15 protein-coding genes and 1 pseudogene are annotated in these 21359 nt (G+C 73.2%); 8 read left to right on the top strand and 8 right to left on the bottom strand.

Translation table 11 applies throughout. The features are described from left to right. Positions 1 to 708 (bottom strand): ATP-grasp domain-containing protein (locus ABZ818_RS25200; protein WP_361418779.1); only part of this gene is annotated, 708 nt, incomplete at its 3' end. 455 nt (positions 709 to 1163) lie between these two features. Next, complete coding sequence (locus tag ABZ818_RS25195; protein WP_361418776.1) at positions 1164 to 1430, bottom strand: hypothetical protein; 267 nt, start codon at positions 1428 to 1430, stop codon at positions 1164 to 1166. A 105-nt stretch (positions 1431 to 1535) separates the two neighbouring features. Between ABZ818_RS25195 and ABZ818_RS25190 the strand changes: the two genes are divergently transcribed. Further along, positions 1536 to 2519, top strand: a complete 984-nt coding sequence (locus ABZ818_RS25190) for a hypothetical protein (RefSeq protein ID WP_361418773.1) — start codon at positions 1536 to 1538, stop codon at positions 2517 to 2519. Between the two features lie 137 nt (positions 2520 to 2656). Here ABZ818_RS25190 and ABZ818_RS25185 read toward each other — a convergent pair whose 3' ends face one another. From ABZ818_RS25185 to ABZ818_RS25175, 3 genes are all read right to left on the bottom strand, one after another. Further along, on the bottom strand, positions 2657 to 3841 hold the full coding sequence (locus tag ABZ818_RS25185; protein WP_361418770.1) for a VWA domain-containing protein: 1185 nt from the start codon (positions 3839 to 3841) through the stop codon (positions 2657 to 2659). Next, complete coding sequence (locus ABZ818_RS25180) at positions 3838 to 6255, bottom strand: DUF5682 family protein (protein WP_361418767.1); 2418 nt, start codon at positions 6253 to 6255, stop codon at positions 3838 to 3840. The genes ABZ818_RS25185 and ABZ818_RS25180 overlap by 4 nt, the downstream gene beginning before the upstream one ends. 121 nt (positions 6256 to 6376) lie before the next feature. Next, entirely contained in the window at positions 6377 to 7528 is a 1152-nt protein-coding gene (locus ABZ818_RS25175; protein ID WP_361418764.1) for an AAA family ATPase, read from the bottom strand. A gap of 133 nt (positions 7529 to 7661) precedes the next feature. Between ABZ818_RS25175 and ABZ818_RS25170 the strand changes: the two genes are divergently transcribed. Further along, positions 7662 to 9017 (top strand): SWIM zinc finger family protein, encoded by a 1356-nt coding sequence (locus ABZ818_RS25170; RefSeq protein WP_361418761.1) that lies wholly within the window; start codon positions 7662 to 7664, stop codon positions 9015 to 9017. Positions 9018 to 9270: 253 nt separating this feature from the next. Continuing rightward, positions 9271 to 10899 carry a DUF5691 domain-containing protein gene (locus ABZ818_RS25165; protein ID WP_361418758.1) on the top strand — a complete coding sequence of 543 codons (1629 nt, stop codon included), beginning with the start codon at positions 9271 to 9273 and terminating at the stop codon, positions 10897 to 10899. A 104-nt stretch (positions 10900 to 11003) separates the two neighbouring features. Here the strand turns inward: ABZ818_RS25165 and ABZ818_RS25160 are convergent, their stop codons facing one another. Further along, positions 11004 to 11420 carry a cobalamin B12-binding domain-containing protein gene (locus ABZ818_RS25160; RefSeq protein ID WP_141359236.1) on the bottom strand — a complete coding sequence of 139 codons (417 nt, stop codon included), beginning with the start codon at positions 11418 to 11420 and terminating at the stop codon, positions 11004 to 11006. A 491-nt stretch (positions 11421 to 11911) separates the two neighbouring features. Between ABZ818_RS25160 and ABZ818_RS25155 the strand changes: the two genes are divergently transcribed. Together ABZ818_RS25155 and ABZ818_RS25150 are read left to right on the top strand one after the other, a co-directional pair. Next, a complete protein-coding gene (locus tag ABZ818_RS25155) occupies positions 11912 to 12778 on the top strand; it encodes an alpha/beta fold hydrolase (protein ID WP_361418754.1) in 867 nt (288 codons plus the stop codon). Positions 12779 to 12969: 191 nt separating this feature from the next. Next, positions 12970 to 14421 carry a M23 family metallopeptidase gene (locus ABZ818_RS25150; protein WP_361418751.1) on the top strand — a complete coding sequence of 484 codons (1452 nt, stop codon included), beginning with the start codon at positions 12970 to 12972 and terminating at the stop codon, positions 14419 to 14421. A 10-nt stretch (positions 14422 to 14431) separates the two neighbouring features. Here the strand turns inward: ABZ818_RS25150 and pcrA are convergent, their stop codons facing one another. Then, a complete protein-coding gene (gene pcrA, locus ABZ818_RS25145) occupies positions 14432 to 16912 on the bottom strand; it encodes a DNA helicase PcrA (RefSeq protein WP_361418748.1) in 2481 nt (826 codons plus the stop codon). Positions 16913 to 17173: 261 nt separating this feature from the next. Here pcrA and ABZ818_RS25140 point away from each other — a divergent pair, with 261 nt between their 5' ends. Both ABZ818_RS25140 and ABZ818_RS25135 read left to right on the top strand, forming a co-directional pair. After that, on the top strand, positions 17174 to 18355 hold the full coding sequence (locus tag ABZ818_RS25140; RefSeq protein WP_361418745.1) for an NlpC/P60 family protein: 1182 nt from the start codon (positions 17174 to 17176) through the stop codon (positions 18353 to 18355). A 102-nt stretch (positions 18356 to 18457) separates the two neighbouring features. Further along, positions 18458 to 19426: pseudogene (locus tag ABZ818_RS25135) on the top strand (tellurite resistance/C4-dicarboxylate transporter family protein). 3 nt (positions 19427 to 19429) lie between these two features. Here ABZ818_RS25135 and ABZ818_RS25130 read toward each other — a convergent pair. Continuing rightward, entirely contained in the window at positions 19430 to 19783 is a 354-nt protein-coding gene (locus tag ABZ818_RS25130; protein WP_361418742.1) for a hypothetical protein, read from the bottom strand. A gap of 479 nt (positions 19784 to 20262) precedes the next feature. Here ABZ818_RS25130 and ABZ818_RS25125 point away from each other — a divergent pair, with 479 nt between their 5' ends. Beyond that, complete coding sequence (locus ABZ818_RS25125) at positions 20263 to 21324, top strand: NlpC/P60 family protein (protein WP_361418795.1); 1062 nt, start codon at positions 20263 to 20265, stop codon at positions 21322 to 21324. Positions 21325 to 21359: the final 35 nt, after the last annotated feature.

Below are 21359 nucleotides of genomic sequence, written 5' to 3'. Positions count from 1 at the left end.
CGCCTCCAGCGGATTGGCCGCGGCCCGGTCGTGGAGCTCCTCGAACTCGGGGTGACGGAACTCCGCGTTGTCGTCCAGCGACACCTTCCCGTCGAGGGCGATGACGTCACCGGAGGCGACCTTCGCGAGCGGGTTGACCTCGACCAGGAGGGCGTCCTCCTTGACGAAGACCTCCCAGAGGCTGACCAGGACGTCGGCGACCTTGTCGGCGACCTCGGCCGGGAACTTGGCCGCGGCGACGATCTCCTCGGCCTTCGCCCGGTCCACGCCGTCGATGGCGTCGATCGCGATCTGGGCGACGGCGTCGGGGCGGGTGGCCGCGACCTCCTCGATCTCCATGCCGCCCTCGACGGAGGCGATGGAGAGGAAGGTGCGGTTGGCGCGGTCGAGGAGGAAGGAGACGTAGTACTCCTCGAGGATCTCCGGAGCGGTCTCGGCAAGCATGACCTTGTGGACCGTGTGGCCCTTGATGTCCATGCCGAGGATGTCCGTCGCGCGGGCGACGGCCTCGTCCGGGGTGGCGGCCAGCTTGACGCCACCGGCCTTGCCGCGGCCACCGACCTTCACCTGGGCCTTGACGACCGACTTGCCGCCCAGCCGCTCGGTGATCTCGCGCGCCGCCTCAGGCGTGTCGATGACTTCACCGGCCAGCACCGGTACACCGTGCTTGGCGAAGAGGTCCCTCGCCTGGTACTCGAACAGGTCCACGCGCTTCCGTCCCTATCAGTGATCTCGCGGTTCGTTGGATGCGTGGGCGTGCCGCGAAGGGCAACGTGACGTCCGCTCTGGGTCACAGGGAAGGCGCACACGGTGTCCGAGCGCGCGGCATGTCCGTCTCGCAGGTTATCCCCGCTTACGGGAGTGCCCTAAATCGAGGGTCACACCTGAGCGGTGATACCTGTCACATGATGCCGCGCTCTCTGGCACGGCGTGCCGCTGAAGCGGGGGCCTCACCGGGCTGGGGTTGACCGGGTGAGGCCCCCTCGTGCAGCCCCGAAGGGGCTCAGGCGGCTGGTCCCCACCCCAACGGGGACCAGCCGCCCTTTTCCGCGAGGTCCCGGGCGGCACGGCCGGACGGACCGACGGCTTTCAGCCGTCCGGGTCCACCGGGCCCGCGGAGTCGGGTGGGCTCTCCGTGGCGACGGAGTGGTGGACCTGTCCGGCTAGCCGGGGAAGACGGGGACGGCCTGGTGCCGGTCCGGGGTGCCGAGTGCGGCGGCCCGGGCGGCGGCGCCGGGCACCAGCCGCGACGGGGCCCGCTCGGGCACCGTGACGGCGTGCGCGTCACCGTGCCGCGAGGTGCCGGAGTCGGCTGTCGCGTGATCGCCGAGCACGCCGTCCGGACCACCATCGGGGCCCTGGTGCGCGGGGAACGGGACGAGGGGGGCGACGAGACCGGCACGGGGCGCGCGGTGGGGCTGGACGTGCACGGCGGCGCCGCCGGTCCCGGAGGTCGCGTCGGTGTATCGCGGGCCGTAGGCGGCAGCGGAGGACGCGGTGACGCCTTGTGCCGTACGGGCCTTGGGGGTGCTGGCGTGCCCACCGGACGTGGGCAGGCCCGCGCCCCTCGGCCGCTGCTGCGGCTGGACCTGCGGAGCCGAGGCAGCGGACCCCGGCTGCGGCTGGAACGGCGACGGCGCCGGAAGGCCGGGCACGACAGGCACCGCCGGCGCCTCGGGCCACACCTCGACCGCCCCGCCCACCTCAGCGCCGACCGCATCCCCAACCAGCTTCACGACCGGCCGGACGACGGACTCGACGACGACCGTCACAACAGGCTCGACGACCGGCTTCACGACGGGCCGGACGACCGGCTTCACGACGGGCCGGACTACGGACTCGACGACCGGCTCGACTACCGGCCTCACGACGCGCTCGGCGACGGGCCGGACAACCGGTTCGGCAACCGGCTCCACGACACGCTCGACGACCGGCCGGACGACCGGCCGCACAACGCGCTCGGCAGCGGGCTCGACGACCGGCTGGACGACAGACTCGCCGACAGGCCTCACGACGCGCTCAACAACCGGCTCGGCAACGGACTCGGCAACTGGCCACACGGCCGGCTCGGCGACGGGCTCTACGACCGACCGAACGTCCAGCTTCACGACGGGCTCGACAACCGACTCGTCGACCGGCCGCACGACGGGCGCGGCGACGGGCTGGGCAGCCGGCTCGACCACGAACTTGGCAACTGGCCGTACAACGCGCTCGACGACCGGCTCGGCAGCCATCCGAACGCCCGGCTTCTCGACGGGCTCGGTGATCGGACCGACGACAGGCTTCGCGACCCGGGCGGTCACGGCCGCGAGGCCGCCGGACGAGGGCGCGGGCGCGGACGAGGGCGCAGACTCGGGCCCCGGAACCGGTGCGGTCACCGTCTCGGACAAGGGTGCCGTCGGTCCGCCCTCCGCCGCCCGCGCCTGCTGCCCGCACAGGAACCCGAGGGCGAACAACGCCCCCACCAGCAGCCCCAGTTGCAGAACACGCCGCCCGGCCGCCGTACGCGTCGCGCGTAGAGCGGCACCGGGCAGGGCTGCTGGCCAGGTCAAGAGAGGGCGGTTCCTCGCGTACGGCGACAAGGGTTCGGAGCGTCGATCCTCGCACGGGGTTCCCAAGGGTGCGCAAGCCCTCTCCCACCACTGGGCGGGCAAGGTCACCCGGCGTCGGGTATCGGAAGCGGCCGCTTCTCGATCGCCGCCGCCATCACCTCCGGGAACAGGTCGGGCGTGCAGGCGAACGCCGGTGCCCCGAGCGCCGCGAGAGCCGCCGCGTGCTCGCGGTCGTAGGCGGGCGCGCCCTCGTCGGAGAGCGCGAGCAGCGTCACGAACTGCACTCCGGACGCCTTCATCGCGGCGACCCGCTTCAGCATCTCGTCGCGTATGCCTCCCTCGTACAGGTCGCTGATCAGCACGACCACCGTCTCCGCGGGCCGGGTGATCCGCGACTGGCAGTACGCCAGCGCCCGGTTGATGTCCGTGCCGCCGCCGAGCTGGGTGCCGAAGAGCACGTCCACCGGGTCGTCGAGCTGGTCGGTGAGGTCGACGACCGCCGTGTCGAAGACGACCAGCCGCGTGCTGACGGACCGCATGGACGCCAGCACGGCCCCGAAGACGGAGGCGTACACGACGGACGCCGCCATCGACCCCGACTGGTCGACGCAGAGGACGACCTCCTTCTTCACGGACTGCGACGCCCGGCCGTAGCCGATCAGCCGCTCGGGTACGACCGTCCGGTACTCCGGCAGGTAGTTCTTGAGGTTGGCCGAGATGGTGCGGTTCCAGTCAATGTCGTGGTGGCGTGGCCGGCTGACGCGCGCGCTGCGGTCGAGGGCGCCGGTGAGCGTGGCCCGGGTGCGGGTGGCCAGCCGCTTCTCCAGGTCCTCGACGACCTTGCGCACCACGGCCCGGGCCGTCTCCTTCGTCGTCTCCGGCATCGCCTTGTTGAGCGAGAGCAGGGTGCCGACGAGGTGGACGTCCGCCTCCACCGCCTCCAGCATCTCCGGCTCCAGCAGCAGCGTGGCCAGCCCGAGCCGGTCGATGGCGTCCCGCTGCATGACCTGCACGACGGAGGAGGGGAAGTACGTCCGTATGTCCCCGAGCCACCGCGCCACCGAGGGCGCCGAGCCTCCCAGCCCCGCCGAACGGTCGCGTCCCGTCCGTCCCGTCGGCGGCTTGTCCCCCTTTCCGTAGAGCGCGGCGAGCGCCGCGTCCATCGCCGTGTCCCGTCCCGACAGCGCGCATCCGGTGCCGTCGGCCGGGCCGCCGCCGAGCACGAGCCGCCAGCGCCGCAGCCGCTCCTGGACCGCGTCCGTCACGTCGTACCCCTCTCCCACGGTCATCCCGCCACCCCCGCAACCTCGTTGCCCGGCTTCTCCCCGCCGGGACCGGGGCCGTCCAGCCCCAACAGCAGCCGCAGCACGGGCAGTACGGCGTCCGCGCGCTCCTGGTCGAGTTCCTCGGCGAACCCGGGCACACCGCCCGTCGAGCCCCCGGCCCCGCCACCGCCCTGCCCCGGACCGCGCCCGACCAGCTCGCCGAGCGTTCTGCGCACCCCCGGCTCGTACGCCGAGAACGTGCGCCGCAGCAGCGGCAGTACGTCCGTGAACGCCTGCGCCGGCACACTGGTCAGCCAGGCGTCGACCAGCCCGAGCAGCCGCTCGTCGTGCACGAGCAGCATCCCGCCCCCACCGCCGACGAAGCCCTCGATCCACGCGGCCGCGTCGGCCGGCGGCGTGCCCGGCGACAGCGCGAGGCCCATGAGCCGCGCCGCCTGCTCCTGCTCGACCTCCCCGTCGTCCAGCAGCAGCCGCACCGCGCGTCCCCGCAGCACCCCGGGGACCATGTCCCGTCCGGAGAGGGTCCGGAGCACGGTGTGCCAGCGGGCGCGCAGATCGCCGTGCCCGGCCTGGGGGGTGTCGCCGAGCAGGGCGATCGCGCCGTGCACCGCGTCCACATGCCGGCGCATCTCCTCGGCCGCGTCCGCGTCCAGTGCGACGCAGGCCGGGGGCAGCCCGACGAAGATCCGCTCGGCCAGGCCGGCCGCCACCCCCGCCAGCGCCCCGGTGTCCGTGCCGCGCACGTCCCCGTAGCGCAGGGAGCGGACCAGGGCGGGCAGCGCCTGGGCGAGGTGCCCGACATCCGTGTCGAGCGCCGCCCGGTCGGCGAGCACGCGCATGACCACGGGCAGCACGTCGGGCAGTTCGGCGAGCAGGCAGTGCTCCGCGAGCGCGGTGACCTCGGCGAGGGCCCGCGCGGCCACGGCGTCCGACTCCGCCCTGGCGGTCGCGGCGGCGAGCACGGTCGTCCCCCACACCCCGGCCTCGGCGACGCGCACCGACAGCTCGGGCTCCCAGCACAGCCGCCAGGTCTCCCGGAACGTACCGGTGCTGCCCCGCGAGGCCGTGGGCTCGCCCCAGCCCACGCCCAGCAGCCGCAGCCTGTGCAGCAACCTGCTGCGCCCGGCATCGGTCTCCTTGCGCAGGTCGAGCTCCAGCTCCCGCTCCAGCGCCTCCGGTTTGAGCCGCAACCGCCGCTGCAGCCGGGCAAGGTCGCGCTGCAACGGCACCGCGGGCGCCGCCTCCGGCACCGCGCCCAGCACGTCCCCCACCACCAACCGGTGGTGCACCAGTGCCAGCGGCACGTCGGAGCCGTCGCACATCACCGCGCGCACCGCGTCCGTCGTCTCGCTCAGCCCCGCCAGCGGGCGGCCGCGCATCGCGGCGAGCGTCCCCGCCAGCCGCACCGCCTCGATGACGTGCGCGGAGGAGACGATGCGGTCCTCCTCCCGCAGCAGTCCCGCCACCTTGGTCAGCCACCGCTCGACGGGCCGGTCCGGCACGTCGAACAGGTGGGCGTACCAGCCGGGCGAGTCGATGCCCGCGCCGTAGCCGGAGGCCCGGGACAGCCGGCGATGGGTCCACGGCACCCAGGTCATGTCCGCCTTGACCTTGGGCAGTCCCTTCAGCAGGGCCCGGTCGGCGGCGACGGTCGCCTTCCGCCGCAGCGCGGGCACGTGCCAGGCCCCGCACACCACGGCGACGTCGTCCCCGAACTCGCGCTGCGCGGCACGCACTTGGAGGCGCATATGGGCCTCGCGCACAAGATCCCGGTGGTCCTCCCCGCTGCCGTACGCCTCTCGCAGCGCGCCCATGGCCTCCTCCAGCACCAGGAACGGGGCGAACGCGTCGCCCTCGCCGGCGCCCCGGTGCTCGACCACGTCCTCCCACCAGCACTCGGGGTCGTCGTACCCGGCGGCCTCGGCGAGCGCGGCGAGCGGGTCGACGCGCACCGCTGTCTCGGGCGGACACGCCCCCGCCGGGGGCTCCGCGGTCCCCTCCACCGCGGAGCCCTCCGGGTCGGCGCCGGCGTCCGCGGGCCTGCTGGCGTCTTCCCTGCCCCACGCGAGCGTGTGCGTGGCCGGCAGGTCGATGAAGCGGGCCGGGACGTCGTGCTCCAGGGCCCAGCGGACGGCGACCCACTCGGGCGAGAAACCGGCCAGCGGCCAGAACGCCGAGCGACCGGGCTCGTCCACGGCGTGGGCGAGGAGCGCGACGGGCGGCCGCATGTCCCGGTCGGCGGCGAGCGGGATCAGCCCGTCCGCCTCCGGCGGGCCCTCGATCAGCACCGCCCGCGGTCGCGCCGCCTCCAGCGCGGCCCGCACCGCGCGGGCGGATCCGGGCCCGTGGTGCCGGACCCCGAGCAGCAGCGGCCCCGCGCCGGTCCGCCGGCTCCCGGACTCCTCAGCTCCCCTCACGTCGTCCCCCTCCTCGTCCTCCCTCGTCCTCGTCCCGCGGTCCAGCTGGGCTCGTCGTCGGCGCGGGCCCGCGCCGTGCCGGCCGGCAGGCGTCCGCCGTCGGTCGGCCGTCCGGTGCCGCTCACGCGCTCACCTCCCGGCAGGCCCGGTAGAAGTCCTTCCAGCCGTCGCGCTCGCGGACGACGGTCTCCAGGTACTCCTGCCAGACGACGCGGTCGGCCGCCGGGTCGCGGATGACGGCGCCGAGGATGCCGGCGGCCACGTCACCGGCCCGCAGCACGCCGTCGCCGAAGTGGGCCGCCAGCGCGAGGCCGCCGGTGACCACCGAGATCGCCTCGGCGGTGGACAGGGTGCCGCTGGGCGACTTCAGCTTCGTACGGCCGTCCGCGGTGACTCCGTCGCGCAGCTCGCGGAAGACGGTCACGACACGGCGGATCTCGTCGGCCCCGTCCGGGACGCCCGGCAGGTCGAGGGAGCGGCCGATCTGGTCGACGCGACGCGCCACGATGTCGACCTCGGCCTCGGGGCTCTCCGGCAGCGGCAGCACCACCGTGTTGAACCGGCGGCGCAGGGCGCTGGACAGGTCGTTGACCCCGCGGTCGCGGTCGTTGGCGGTGGCGATCAGGTTGAAGCCGCGGACCGCCTGCACCTCCTCGCCCAGTTCCGGTATCGGCAGGGTCTTCTCGGACAGGATCGTGATCAGCGTGTCCTGCACGTCGGCCGGGATGCGGGTCAGCTCCTCGACCCGGGCGGTCATGCCCAGCGCCATGGCCCGCATGACCGGACTGGGCACGAGGGCGTCGCGGCTCGGGCCGTGCGCCAGGAGCCGCGCGTAGTTCCAGCCGTAGCGGATCGCCTCCTCCGGGGTGCCGGCCGTGCCCTGCACCAGGAGCGTCGAGTCGCCGCTGACCGCGGCGGCCAGGTGCTCGGACACCCAGGTCTTCGCCGTGCCCGGCACGCCGAGCAGGAGCAGGGCGCGGTCGGTGGCGAGGGTGGTGACCGCGACCTCGACGATGCGGCGGGGGCCCACGTACTTCGGTGTGATCACCGTGCCGTCCGGCAGCATGCCGCCGAGGAGGTAGGTCGCGACGGCCCACGGCGACAGCTTCCAGCGGGCCGGGCGCGGACGGTCGTCGTGCGCGGCGAGCGCCGCCAGCTCGGCCGCGAAGGCGTGCTCGGCGTGCGGGCGCAGCGTCTGCGCCTCCGGCGTGTTCGCGGGCGCGGAGTGGTTCTGGCGCGGTTCGACGGGTGTCGGTTCGACGGACACAGACATGGCTGGGGCCCCCTCCAGCTCGGCCGGTTCGGATCTGTCACCAACCATGAACCACGGCACTGACAATGCGTTCTGACCTGCACAAACACGCTTGCCCGGTCGATTGTCAGTGGCAGGTCCTACCTTCGATGACATGACTCAGCAGGGGGTGCGCTGGAGCGCGGACCAGGTGCTGGCACTGGCGCCTGACGCCGCGTCGCGCAAAGCGGGAAGCAAACTCGGCGCGGCCGGGCCGTGGTCCGAGGCGGGGTGTTCCGACGAGGGGGCGGTGTGGGGACTGTGCAAGGGCAGCGGCAGCAGGCCGTATCAGACGGTCGTCGACGTCGCGGGCGGTGCCGGGCCGGCGTACAAGTGCAGTTGCCCGAGCCGCAAGTTCCCGTGCAAGCACGCGCTCGGCCTGCTGTTGCTGTGGGCGAGCGACGACGGCGCGGTGCCGTTGGGGCAGGCGCCCGACTGGGCCGAGCAGTGGATGGCGGCCCGCAGGGATCGGACGGCGCGGAAGCGGTCGGAGGGGGCCGCGGGTCCGGCCTCCGGTGCCGCTGATCCGCAGGCGGCGCTGCGCAGGGCGGAGCGCCGGGCCGAGCGGATCACCGCGGGGGTGACGGAGCTGGAGCAGCGCCTGGCCGACCTGCTGCGCGGCGGTCTGGCCCCGGCCGAGCAGGAGAGCTACGCGCTGTGGGAGGAGACGGCGGCCCGCATGGTCGACGCGCAGGCTCCCGGACTGGCGGGACGGGTGCGGGAGCTGGGGGCCGTGCCGTCGTCGGGGCCGGGCTGGCCGGTGCGGCTACTGGAAGAGTGCGCGCTGCTGCATCTGCTGGGCCAGGGCTGGCTGGGCCGCGAGCGGCTGCCGGAAGGGGTGTCGGCGACGGTCCGATCCCGGGTGGGCCTGCCCGTCTCCGCGGACGGGCCTCCGGTGCGGGACCGCTGGCTCGTCCTCGCCCAGTACGACACCGCGGACGCGAAGCTGACCACACGCAGGATATGGCTGCACGGCGCGGACTCGGGCCGTACGGCTCTCCTGCTCTCCTACGGCGCGGCGGGCCGCGCCCCGGAGCTCGCGCTGCCGGTGGGCCTGGCCCTGGAGGCCGAGCTGTCCTCCTATCCGGGCGCGGGGCAGCTGCGCGCGGCCCTGGGCGAGCGGTTCGCGCCCCCGGCGCCCGTCCGGATCCGCCCGCGCGGGGTGACGACGGCGCAGGCGGCCGCCCGCTACGGCGCGGCGCTGCGGGACGACCCGTGGCTGGAGTCGGTTCCGGTGACGCTGCGGGAGGTCGTACCGGTCCCGGACGGGGAGTCCTGGCAGCTGGCCGACGCCGCCTCCGACTCCGCGCTGCCCGTCACTCGAGCGGCCCGTACGCGTCCGGGCCTGTGGCGGCTGGTCGCCCTGTCGGGCGGTGCGCCGGTCACGGTCTTCGGCGAGTGCGGCCACCGGGGCTTCGCCCCGTTGACCGCATGGCTGCGGAACGAGGGAGAAATGGTGACGTTGTGTTGATACGTTATCGACCATCCGTGACATCACCCCTGGCAGCGGGCTCGGAATGTCCGGCAAAGGAGTGACGTCACCGCGACACGCGGGGCACTGTCGGCACAGCGGGAACCTCTCACCCAAAAGGCGCAAAATGTCAGAGAGTATCCCATCTGAATACGTTTTCTCTTCTGCCCCACGCATTTGTTCCACCCCAGGGGAAACCCGGTCCATGTGACCCTTCAACCACTCCGGGCAGCCGGCTACGGAAAGGAAGCTCATGATCAGGACCTCCACCCCGCCGGAGGCGCCCGCCACGGGCGCCTGGGAGGAGTTGGTCACCACCGCCCTGCTCGGCACGGACCGGCGCACGCCCCCGGGCGGCGCACCCGGACGGACCGCGCCGGTGGCGCTGCTCGACGCGGCGGCCGTGCAGACCGTACGGCGGCGTGCGGGACTGCGCCCCGCGCCCGCGGCCCGGCGCCCGGAGCCCGCACCGGAGGATCCGCGTCCGCCGCTGCCCGCGGCCGCGGCCCGCAGGCTCGCCGTGCTGCTGGCCGACCGGCCCGGTGCGGCGGGCGGCCGCCGGGGCACGGCACCGGACCTGATGGAACTGCTGCCCCAGTGGCTCGCGGCGGCGAACGCCCACGGGTACGCCCCGCCACCGGAGGCGCTGCCCGCCCTGCTGGACGCCGCGCGGGGCCGTACGGACCTGCGTCCGGCCGCACTGGCCTTCGGAGGCCCGCGCGCGCTGTGGCTGGCGGGGCTGAACCCGGACTGGCGGTTCGCGCTGCGGGCGGCCCCGAGTGCCGGCGCCGCCCAGAGCGGCTCCGAGGACGCCGACCGCGTCCGCAAGCTGTGGGAGGAGGGCCTGTTCGCGGAGCGGGTCGCGCTGCTCGCGTCGATACGTGCCCGCACGCCCGCGGCCGCACGCGAACTGCTCGCCGGCTCCTGGGCCACCGAGCGGGCCGAGGACCGGCTGATGTTCCTCGACTCCCTGCGAACGGGTCTCAGCCCGGACGACGAGGCTTTTCTGGAGCAGGCCCTGTCCGACCGCAGCCGCAATGTACGGTCCACGGCCGCGGAGTTGCTCTCGGCGCTGCCCGGATCTGCGCTGGCCGCGCGGATGGCGGCCCGGGCCCGCTCCTGCGTGGCCGTCGACCACACGCGCGGGACGCCCACGCTCGTCGTCGAGGCGCCGCACGAGTGCGACTCGGCCATGGAGCGCGACGGGATCGTCCCCAAGGCTCCGGCGGGACGGGGCGAACGATCTTGGTGGCTGGGCCAGTTGGTGGAGGCGGCGCCGCTCGGGACCTGGCCCGGACGGCTGGGCGGGCGCACGCCGCGGGAGATCGTGGCCCTGCCGGTCGCGGACGGATGGCAGGGCGAACTGCACGCCGCCTGGTGCCGGGCGGCGGTGCGACAGCGGGACGCACAGTGGGCGCGGGCGCTGCTCGGGCCGCCCGCGGCCCCCGAAGCCGGCGGCCCCGGCGCGGTGTCCCTGGCCGAGCGCGCCAAGTTGCTCGGCACGCTGGACGCCGCCGAACGGGCCGACTGGGTGGCCGGATTCATCGCGGCACACGGACTGCCCGAGGCGTTTCAGCTGCTCGGGGTGTGCGCGGTGCCGTGGGCGGCACCGCTCGGGCGGGCGGTGGTCGACGCGCTCAACATCGCGCGGGACGCAGGGAGTTACCCATGGAGTTTCAGTGGAGTGATGGGGCTTGCCGAGCGGTGCCTGGATCCCGCGGAGGCGAGTCGGCTCGACGGACTGCTGGCGGTTCCGGACGAGGCGGAGGACGCGTCGCCGGGAGCCGGAGGGTACTGGGCGGAGGCTTTCCAGCGGCTGGTCACGACCTTGCGGCTGCGCTCCGCCATGGCCGGGGAACTGGAGGCGGCGCGGGCCGGCTGAGTCCCGCCCCGGGTGAAGGCGGGTCTCCCTGGGGGCCGTGCCCCCAGGACGGGCCGCTCGCACCCGGCCGGCGCCGGGAGGTCCTGCGGGAGCCGCCGGCGCCCCTACGCCTCGGCGGGCTGGCGGACGTTCGCCCTGACCCAGTCGACGATCGACTGGGTGGTCGCGCCCGGGGTGAAGATCTCCGCGACACCCTTCTCCTTGAGCGGGGGGATGTCCGCCTCCGGGATGATGCCGCCGCCGAAGACGACGATGTCCTCCGCGTCGCGCTCCCTGAGCAGTTCGATCACCGCGGCGAACAGCGTGTTGTGCGCGCCCGAGAGGATGGAAAGGCCGATCGCGTCGGCGTCCTCCTGGATCGCCGTGTCCACGATCTGCTCCGGGGTCTGGTGGAGCCCGGTGTAGATGACCTCCATACCGGCGTCGCGCAGGGCCCGCGCGATCACCTTGGCGCCCCGATCGTGGCCGTCGAGCCCCGGCTTGGCCACCACCACGCGGATCGGACCGGCTGCCACACCCATCACTGCCTCCATGAAGCGACTACATCCATCCGTACCGACAAGTACCTCACATGTGGCACGGACGCCCCGCACCACACCGTCCGGGGAAGTGAACGTACGTTATCGCCAGCATCCCGCAACCGGCAGTTTCACGGTGCAGAGGGAGGGGGAAATCACATGGTGGGACACTCCCCCGAGTTCTCCGGGCAGGGGGGACCCGCAGGCCGCGCATCTTTCCCCGTCCGCGCGGCCCTCGCGCCGCACGCCTTTGCCGCGGCGCGCGGACCACTGCGGGAGCAAGCACGACGGGAACCGCAACGAGGTCGTCGCACCCCCGCGCCGCAGACCGCGCGCCGCGGTGGTGCGCCGTATCCGCGAGGGCACGAAGGGCACCCGGGGCCGGTGGGGCACGGCAGCGCGAAGCCTGCCCGGCCGACCGCCCCCGCCGCGACTGCCCACGAGGGCACAGGGGGGACAGGGCCGTCCTCCCGCGTGCCGACAGGAGGTCGGCCATGAAGGTCACCAGGGTCGCGGACCCCATCCTCCCGCTCTGCCGGTGCCTGCTGCCGTGCAGACTCGCCGGGCTCTCACTGGCCCTGCTGAAGGCGACCGCTCTGGAACTCGCGATCCTCGCGGGACATCTCCTGCTCTACCCCTCGGGCATCGTCCAGGAGCGCCGCGGCGCCTCCCGCGCGATCCCGGCGCCCGAGGGCACCGCCCAGCTGCCGACCGAAGCGAAGCCACCGGTCGTGCTGCTGCACGGGTTCATCGACAACCGCTCCGTGTTCGTCCTGCTGCGCCGCAGCCTCGCCCAGCACGGCAGGCAGCGCGTGGAGTCTCTGAACTACTCACCGCTGACCTGCGACATCCGCACCGCGGCCGAACTGCTCGGCCGGCACATAGACGAGATCTGCGAGCGCACCGGCAGCAGGCAGATCGACGTCGTCGGACACAGCCTCGGCGGACTGATCGCCCGCTACTACGTGCAGCGGCTCGGCGGCGACCTGCGGGTCCGCACCCTCGTCACCCTCGGTACCCCGCACTCCGGCACCCGGGTCGCGCCGCTGGCCAACGCCCATCCGATCGTGCGGCAGATGCGCCCCGGTTCCGAGCTGATCGAGGAGCTGTCGCGCCCCGCGCCGGGCTGCCGTACGCACTTCGTCAGCTTCTGGAGCGACCTCGACCACCTGATGGACCCGCTGGAGTCGGCCTGCATCGAGCACCCCGACCTGAAGGTGGAGAACATCCAGGTCAGCGGAATCGGACATCTCGCCCTGCCGCTCCACCCCGCCGTGGCGACCGGGATACGGCAGGTCCTCGACACCGCGCGCCCCGGAGACCCAACCGCCGACCGCGCCGGCGGAGTGACCGTCGCCTGACGGCCAACCCCTTGGGATCGAACGCAACTCGAACACAAAGTTAAAGCCGTCTCCACACCCCGGCGAATCACGGCTGAATGCCCGTTTCCCGCCTCGGGGAAACCTGCGGAAGATTGTCGCGCCCTCATACCGCCGGGTACAGTCACCGCACTGCTCTGCCAGCCCCTGTTGTCGAGGCGAAAGAGAAGTTGGTGAACGACCGTCACCCGTCGGGGACCATGGCCGCCCCGGCTCCGGCCTCCGATGCCGCCTCGACGCCCTACGCGTCGTACGACGGACAGGAAGCCGCATACGGCGACTTCACCACGTACAGCGACTACAACGCCACCGGTTACCACACCGGCACGTACGCCACGGCGAACTACACCGCCGACCCTCTCTACGACGGTCTCACGACCGGCGAGACGCACACCACGGGTTCGTACGACACCACCGCCTGGTCCACGAACGGCCACCAGAGCCAGAACTACGACCCGTACGCGGCCCAGCACCACACCGCCTATGACACCGGCGCGTACGACACCACCGCCTGGGCGACCGGCTACCAGCAGCAACTGGCCTCCGTTCCAACGCAGTCCACGCCGGTCGACACCAGCGGCCAGTGGGACGCGCACACCTGGCTCCAGCCGGACCAGGCGGCCGCCGCCGACGCCACCCAGCAGTGGGACTGGGGCACGCAGGCCTCCGACACCGGCGCGTACGACGCCACGCAGTGGAACGGCGACGGCGGCACCACGGTCGGCGAGAACTTCGAGGGGCCCGAACCGCACGAGCCGCAGGACGACTCGGCGGAAGAGGAACCGGCCGCCGCGATTGAGCCGGACCCGGCCCCGCCGCTGCTCGACGACGAGGAAGAAGTCACCCCCGCTCCGGCCCCCGTCTCGCGAGCGGCCTCACGCGCAGCGGGCCGCTCCCGGCGCCGCCCCCCGGCCAGGCGCTCCGCACTGCTCACGGTGGCGGTGCCCTCGGTCTGCGTGATGGGGGTCGCCGGGATCGCCGCCGCCTCCGTGGGCGGTCTGACCGAGGACGGCAAGGACAGCGCGGCGGTCACGCCCGACGCGCACCCCGTCAAGGCGTCCACCGCCAACAACAAGCTGGACACCCAACTGCAGGGCCTGTCCGCGGGGGCGAACGACTTCGCCGACCGGGCCAGCCGGTACCAGGAGCGTATCGACCTCAAGGCGCAGCAGGAGGCCGAGAAGAAGAAGGCGGCGGAGGAGGCGGCCCGCAAAGAGCGGCTGCGCCCCAAGTTCGCGGTCCCGGTCTTCGAGAGGGGTCTCAGCGCCTACTTCGGACAGGCCGGCGTGAACTGGATGTCGGTGCACACCGGCATCGACTTCCCCGTGTCGTACGGGACGACGGTGCTGGCCGCGACCGACGGCACGGTCCGCACGCAGTGGAACAGCGCCTACGGCAACATGATGATCGTGACCGCGATGGACGGCACGGAGACGTGGTACTGCCACCTCTCCAGCTACCGGGTCCCCTCCGGCGCGACGGTGAAGGCCGGAGAGCCGATCGCCTACTCCGGGAACTCCGGCAACTCCACCGGCCCGCATCTGCACTTCGAGGTCAGGCCCGCGGGCGGGGCGCCCATCGACCCGCTGTCGTGGCTGCGCAGCCACGGCCTCGACCCGACGTAACCCTCTCCCGCTACAGCTTCTCCACCGGCGCGTACCGCAGCAGCAGCCGCTTCGCCTTGCCGTCGCCGAAGTCGATCGTTGCCTGGGCCTTGTCGCCCGTGCCCGCGACGGCGACCACCGTGCCCAGGCCGAACTGGTCGTGCGTGACCCGGTCTCCGACGGCGAGGGCCGCCACCGGCTTCTCCGTGGTGCGGCGGGTGGCGAAGCCCGAGGCGCCGGACGCCGACGAGCGGGACCGGGACGAGGACAGCGAGGCCGCCACCGATGAGGCCGGACCGGAGGGCGCGAAGGCCGAACCGCCCGTCCGCTTCCAGTCCACGTGCGTCGGCGGGATCTCCTCCAGGAACCGGGAGGGCGGGTTGTACGACGGCTGGCCCCAGGCGCTGCGCATCGCCGAACGAGTCAGGTACAGCCGCTCCCGCGCGCGTGTGATGCCGACGTAGGCCAGGCGCCGCTCCTCCTCCAGCTCCTTGGTCTGGCCGAGGGCGCGCATGTGCGGGAAGACGCCGTCCTCCATGCCCGTCAGGAAGACGACCGGGAACTCCAGGCCCTTGGCGGTGTGCAGGGTCATCAGCGTGATGACGCCGTCGCCGTCCTCCTCGTCCGGGATCTGGTCGGAGTCGGCGACCAGGGCGACCTGCTCCAGGAAGTCGGAGAGCGCGACCGGCTCCCCCTCCCCGCGCTCCTGCTCGAACTCCAGGGCGACCGCGGCGAGTTCCTGGAGGTTCTCGATACGGGTCTCGTCCTGTGGGTCGGTGGAGGCCTGCAATTCGGCCAGGTAGCCCGTGCGTTCCAGGACGGCCTCCAGGATCGTGGCCGGTCCGGCGCCCGACTCGACGATCGTGCGGAGGTCCTCCATCAGCGTGTTGAACCGCTTGACCGCGTTCGTGGAGCGCGCGGCCATGCCGTACGCCTCGTCGACGCGGCGCAGCGCCTGCGGGAAGCTGACCCTCTCCCGCTGGGCGAGGGCGTCGATCATCGCCTCGGCGCGCTCGCCGATGCCCCGCTTGGGCACGTTGAGGATGCGGCGCAGCGGGACGGAGTCCTCGGGGTTGGCCAGGACGCGCAGGTAGGCCAGGACGTCCCGGACCTCCTTGCGCTCGTAGAAGCGGACGCCGCCGACGACCTTGTAGGGCAGGCCGACGCGGATGAAGATCTCTTCGAAGACACGGGACTGGGCGTTGGTGCGGTAGAAGACGGCGACGTCGCCGGCCTTGGCCTCGCCCGCGTCCGTGAGGCGGTCTATCTCGTCGGCGACGAACTGCGCCTCGTCGTGCTCGGTGTCGGCGACGTAACCCGTGATGCGGGCGCCCGCGCCGGCGTTGGTCCACAGGTTCTTGGGACGGCGGGACTCGTTGCGCTCGATGACCGCGTTGGCGGCGGACAGGATCGTCTGCGTGGAGCGGTAGTTCTGCTCCAGCAGGATCGTCGTCGCGTCCGGGTAGTCCTCCTCGAACTGGAGGATGTTGCGGATGGTCGCGCCGCGGAAGGCGTAGATCGACTGGTCGGCGTCACCGACCACGCACAGCTCGGCGGGTCGCAGCTCGTCCTCGGCGGGCGGTACGTCCACGGGGTGCTCGGCGGTGCCGACCAGTTCCCGTACCAGGGCGTACTGCGCGTGGTTGGTGTCCTGGTACTCGTCGACCAGGACGTGCCGGAAGCGGCGGCGGTAGTGCTCGGCGACGTCGGGGAAGGCGCGCAGCAGGTTGACCGTCGTCATGATCAGGTCGTCGAAGTCGAGGGCGTTGGCCTCGCGCAGCCGCGACTGGTAGAGGGCGTAGGCCTGGGCGAGGGTCTTCTCGAAGCCGTCGGTGGCCTGGGCGGCGAAGTCCTCCTCGTCGATCAGCTCGTTCTTGAGGTTGCTGATCTTGGCGCTGAACGACTTGGGCGGGTAGCGCTTGGGGTCGAGGTCCAGGTCACGGCAGACCAGGGCCATCAGGCGCTTGGAGTCGGCGGCGTCGTAGATCGAGAAGGAGGACGTGAAGCCGAGCTTCTTGCTCTCCCGGCGCAGGATGCGCACGCACGCGCTGTGGAAGGTCATCACCCACATCGCGTTGGCGCGCGGTCCGACGAGCTGCTCGACGCGCTCCTTCATCTCGCCGGCGGCCTTGTTGGTGAAGGTGATCGCCAGGATCTGGCCGGGGTGGGCGCCCCGCTCGGCCAGCAGGTACGCGATCCGGTGCGTGAGCACACGGGTCTTGCCGGAGCCGGCGCCGGCCACGATGAGCAGCGGGGAGCCGGAGTGCGCGACGGCGGCGCGCTGGTTGTCGTTCAGCCCCTCCAGGAGCGCGGCCGGGTCCGCGACCGGCCGGTGGGCGCCGTCGCGGTAGTAGGCGTCCCGGTCCGGGGGCACGTCGAACTTCCCGCCGAACAGATCGTCCGGAACCGGCTCCGGAGCGTGATCGCCCTCGGGCGGCGGCGGGGGCTCTTCCTCGTGCCCGCGGGGGGCCTGGAGATCTGCCAGGAAGCTGTCGTCAAAGAGGCTGCTCATCGCTCTACGAGTCTAGGGCGCCCCACCGACATCCCGTGGCCGCCCCGGGAAATGACCGGTTCGACGAGGCCGAGACCAAGGTCACGAAAACGTATCGGACATACCTCGCACCAACCTTCACACGAGCCACACAAGTTGGTTAGCGTGCGATCTGACCGCATGATCGTCACCGGGGGACTCGCCGACGACGCGGCATCCCCACGCAATCCACCCGATCCCGACGGCCAACCGGCAGGCGGACGATGGAAGGAGTCGCCTCCCTTGGCGTCGCACAGCGGCACGCGGCCCGCCGCAACACCCGGATCAGGCACGCACGGACCAGGCACGAACGGGGCGGACGGTGACGGGCCGAGCCCGGAAGAGGTCGAGAGGAAGCTCGACTACCTGTACGGCCGGGCGGGGTCGTCGACCGCGCGGAACGACGCCGCACAGCAGGACACCGGCCAGAAGAGGGGGGCGAGGCAGCGCGGGCTGGTCGCCGCGCTCCTCGACGACGTCGCCAAGCGCGCCGACATGCTCGGCAAGGCGCGGGAGATGCTCGGTTCCTTCGCGGCGACCCCGTACCGCAACGGTGACCCCGCCCCCGAGACCGCCGCCCTGCTGCTCACCGAGACCCCGCAGGGCTACTTCGACCAGGCTCAGCTGATCAGCCGGCTGAACGCACGCCGCGAAAGCCTGGTCGACGGCCACACCACGCGGCCGCCGGCACCCGAGACCACGGTCACGGCCACAGCCCCAAGCACCTCCCCGGCCCCGGCCCCTGACCTCCCCGGGCCGCCGGCCGAGCCGCAGCACGACATCGCGGCGGCCAAGGCGGCCGTCCAGCGGAAGCTGGCCCACGCGCGCGTACTGCTGCTGTCGGCGTCCCAAGCGCGTGAGGCCGTGCGCGCGCCTGAGCCCGCGCCGCAAGCGCAGGCGGCCGGGAACGCAGAGAGCACGGAGCACGCAGCGAACACGGAGTACGCAGAGAGCGCTGCGAACGCGGAGAACGCCGCCCCCTCCCCTCGTCAGGGCGACGGCGCGGCCCCCGGTGCCTCGTCCGGTGTGTTCCCCGGGCGGGCGTCCGGCCCCGCGCAGGCCACCAGGGCCGACCAGGCCCTCGCCTTCGCCCGCGAGCAGATCGGCAAGCCGTACGTGTGGGGTGCGTCGGGTCCGGGGTCGTACGACTGCTCCGGCCTCACCCAGGCCGCCTGGAAGGCCGCCGGCGTCACGATGCCCCGCGCCGCCCGCGACCAGGCCCAGGCCGGTACGACGGTCCCGCTCTCCGAGGCCCGGCCCGGCGACCTCGTCTTCTTCGCCTTCTTCGGTGACGCGGACCACGTCGGTCTCTACGCCGGTGACGGCGCGATGATCCACGCGCCGAGGCCCGGCGGCCGCGTCCGCGAGGAGTCCGTCCACCACGACGGCGAATCGGCGGTGCACCGCGTGGTGCGGCCGGACTGAGGGCGGCACGTCCCGTCCGGCGGGCATTCGGCGGGCCGGTTTTTGCGCGCACCCACGCGCGTGCCCCGCGCATGGGCGCGCGCAGCTCCTTAGCATCGGGCCATGCCCGGCACCTCGCCCTTCCGCGCCTGGTTGGCCCAGCGCCCCCCCCTGCGGCCGGGGCCGCCGTGATGGCCACCGGCATCGTGTCGGTCGCCCTGCATCTGACGGGCTACGAACTCCTGTCCGCCGTGATCCTCGCGGTGGCCTGCTTCGCCTGGCTGACGCTGGCGGCGGACTTCGCCCTACGGCTGCTGGGCGACCGGGCGCGGTGGATCAGAGAGGCGGGAACGCCGGGCGCCCTCACCGCCGTCGCGGCGACGACCGTGCTCGGGAGCCGTTTCTCGGCGCTGGAGTGGCAGACCCTCGCGGAGGCGCTGCTCGCGCTGGCCTTCGTGCTGTGGGCCGGGGCTGCTGGTGCTGGTGGTCCGCAACTACCGCCGACCCATGCCCGGGGCGGTGTTCCTGAGCTGCGTGGCGACCGAGGGCCTGGCCGTGCTCGCCGCCACTCTGGCCAAGGCGCAGGCCGTGGCCTGGCCGGCGTACGCCGCGCTGGTGCTGTTCTGGCTCGGGCTCGTGCTGTACGTGTGCGCGCTGTGCTGCTTCGACCTGCGGCAGCCGCTCGAGGGGCACGGGGACCAGTGGATCGCGGGCGGGGCCCTGGCCATCTCGGCTCTCGCCGGCGCGCAGTTGATCGCGGTCGGCGGCGGAGGCATGTACCTGTGGGACGCCGACGACAGCGGTGTGCTGCGGGCGGTGACCCTGGCGCTCCTCGTGCTCGACCTGTGCTGGTACGCCGTCCTGGTCGTCGCCGAGCTGGTACGGCCCCGGCTGCGCTACGACGTGCGCCGCTGGTCGACCGTGTTCCCGATGGGCATAACGGCGGCGGCGAGCGTGTCCGTCGCGGCCGCCGCGGACGTCCCGTCGCGGGGGCTCGGGGAGGTGCTGCTGTGGGTCGCGGTGGCGGCCTGGCTGGCCGTCGCCACGGGCGCGGTCCTGGACGCGCGTGCCGAACTCAGGGCGCTGCGCTGACCGTCACGTCCACAGCACGGCGATGAAGATGTTCGCCGTGGTGAGCAGGCCCACCAGGCCGAACAGGCTCTTGTCCACCTTCTCGTCGTCCCGCTTGACGTAGACCAGGCCGAGGATCACGATCAGCAGCGCCAGCTTCACGCCGATCTTGATGTTGTCGACGTGGTGGCCCTGGGCCTGGTTGAGGCCGACCAGGACCACGCCGGTGACCAGCATCGTCAGCGCGCCGTGCAGCATCGCCGGCACGAACCGGGCCGCGCCGCGGCCCATCGCCTTCATCTGGGTGAGGAAGCCGCCGAGCAGAGCGGCGATACCGACGATGTGCAGACCGACGAAGAGATGGATGAGTACGTCCATGAGTCCGGAGCCTAACCAGCGGTCTTTCCGCTCCCGGCACCGGCCCGTCCCAGGCGGCCGCCCGCCGACGCGCGCACCCCGACGCCGGACGCGGGCAGACACAGGCCCCGGGTGGACACAAGCGGACGCCCGCCGGTCGCCGCATATATGCGACACATAGCACCTCGCCCAGCACGAACGCCCCGGAAATCCACGCATCGGTCATCGCAGCGCGTGAAGGCGACGTCGCCGGAGCGGGATCGCGGTCACATACGGTCACCCGGCGATCCCCTGCCGCCACTTCCGTACATGACCTCACCCGGCGCTCACCGAGCGGCTTAGCTCCTCCCTCAGGTGACCGGCTTCACCGCCGCCCGGGCCAGGGGCGGCAGCCGGACACCACCGCCGAGAAGTCCGGCGGCGGGCTGCTTCCCCTGTGCGGGCCGCCGCCGGACCCGGGCCCCGCCTCCGCGGCAGGCAGAAGGGACGTGACGCTCCTCGTGGCAGCGCACCGCAAGCTCCGACAGCGCTCGCTCGGCGGGAGCACCGTCCGTACGGCCGCCACGATCGCCCTCGCGGGCGCCGCGACGGCGACCGGCTTCGACGGCACCGTGCACGCCGCTCCGCGGCCGGGGCCGGAGCAGATCAAGGCCACGGTGGACAGGCTCTACCGGGAGGCGGAGACCGCCACCGAGAAGTACGACGGTGCGAAGGAGAAGGCGGACACGGCCGAGCAGCGGCTGAAGGCACTGGGCGACGAGGCCGCCCGCAGGCAGGAGAAGCTGAACTCCGCCCGCGACACGCTGGGCTCGATCGCCGCGGCGCAGTATCGGGACGGCGGGATCGACCCCGTGGTGCGGCTGATGCTGTCCGACGAGCCCCGGCGGTACCTGGACGGGGCCGAGTTCGCCGAGCGCGCGGGCGTCCGGCAGACGGCCGCCGTGGCCGATGTGCGCCGGCAGCTCAGAGAGATCGGCCGGCTGCGCGGGGACGCGCGCGTCGAGCTGACCTCGTTCCGGACGCGGCAGGCGGAACTGCGCCGGCAGAAGAAGACGGTGACCACCAAACTGGACGAGGCCCGGCGGCTGCTGGCCGGGCTGTCCCCGCAGCAGCGCACGGCGATCGACACGGGCGGGGACACCGGGCACGCGGCCCGCCACGGCACCGGGGCCCGAGACCCACTCGGTGACCCGGCCTCGGTCACCGCCCCCGGTTCGCGCGCGGCGGCGGCCGTCGCCTACGCCTACCGGAAGCTCGGCAGCCCCTATGTGTGGGGCGCGACCGGACCGAACGCCTTCGACTGCTCGGGCCTGATCCAGGCCGCCTACCGCTCCGCCGGGGTCTCGCTGCCCCGCACCACCTACGCCCAGATCGGCGCGGGCCAACGTGTCCCACGCTCGGCACTGCGCCCCGGCGACCTGGTGTTCTTCTACTCCGGCATCAGCCACGTCGGCCTCTACGTCGGCAACGGCCAGATGATCCACGCCCCGAACCCCTCGGCCCCGGTCCGCCTGGCCCCGGTCGACCAGATGCCCTTCGCGGGGGCGACGCGGGTGGCGTGAGGGAGTCCGGACCGGATGCGCACCGGCCGGCGCCG

Origin of the sequence: Streptomyces sp. NPDC047453, assembly GCF_040643155.1 — a bacterium.
In the GTDB taxonomy this organism is placed as follows: domain Bacteria; phylum Actinomycetota; class Actinomycetes; order Streptomycetales; family Streptomycetaceae; genus Streptomyces.
This window is presented reverse-complemented; position numbering and strand designations above follow the sequence as displayed.

What these genes read in the sequence shown, in the direction of transcription:
- ABZ818_RS25185 (WP_361418770.1), bottom strand. Translation starts at nt 3,841, where the DNA reads ATGACCGTGGGAGAGGGGTACGACGTGACGGACGCGGTCCAGGAGCGG.
- ABZ818_RS25165 (WP_361418758.1), top strand. Translation starts at nt 9,271, where the DNA reads ATGATCAGGACCTCCACCCCGCCGGAGGCGCCCGCCACGGGCGCCTGG.
- ABZ818_RS25175 (WP_361418764.1), bottom strand. Translation starts at nt 7,528, where the DNA reads ATGTCTGTGTCCGTCGAACCGACACCCGTCGAACCGCGCCAGAACCAC.
- ABZ818_RS25155 (WP_361418754.1), top strand. Translation starts at nt 11,912, where the DNA reads ATGAAGGTCACCAGGGTCGCGGACCCCATCCTCCCGCTCTGCCGGTGC.
- ABZ818_RS25130 (WP_361418742.1), bottom strand. Translation starts at nt 19,783, where the DNA reads ATGGACGTACTCATCCATCTCTTCGTCGGTCTGCACATCGTCGGTATC.
- ABZ818_RS25170 (WP_361418761.1), top strand. Translation starts at nt 7,662, where the DNA reads ATGACTCAGCAGGGGGTGCGCTGGAGCGCGGACCAGGTGCTGGCACTG.
- pcrA (WP_361418748.1), bottom strand. Translation starts at nt 16,912, where the DNA reads ATGAGCAGCCTCTTTGACGACAGCTTCCTGGCAGATCTCCAGGCCCCC.
- ABZ818_RS25160 (WP_141359236.1), bottom strand. Translation starts at nt 11,420, where the DNA reads ATGGGTGTGGCAGCCGGTCCGATCCGCGTGGTGGTGGCCAAGCCGGGG.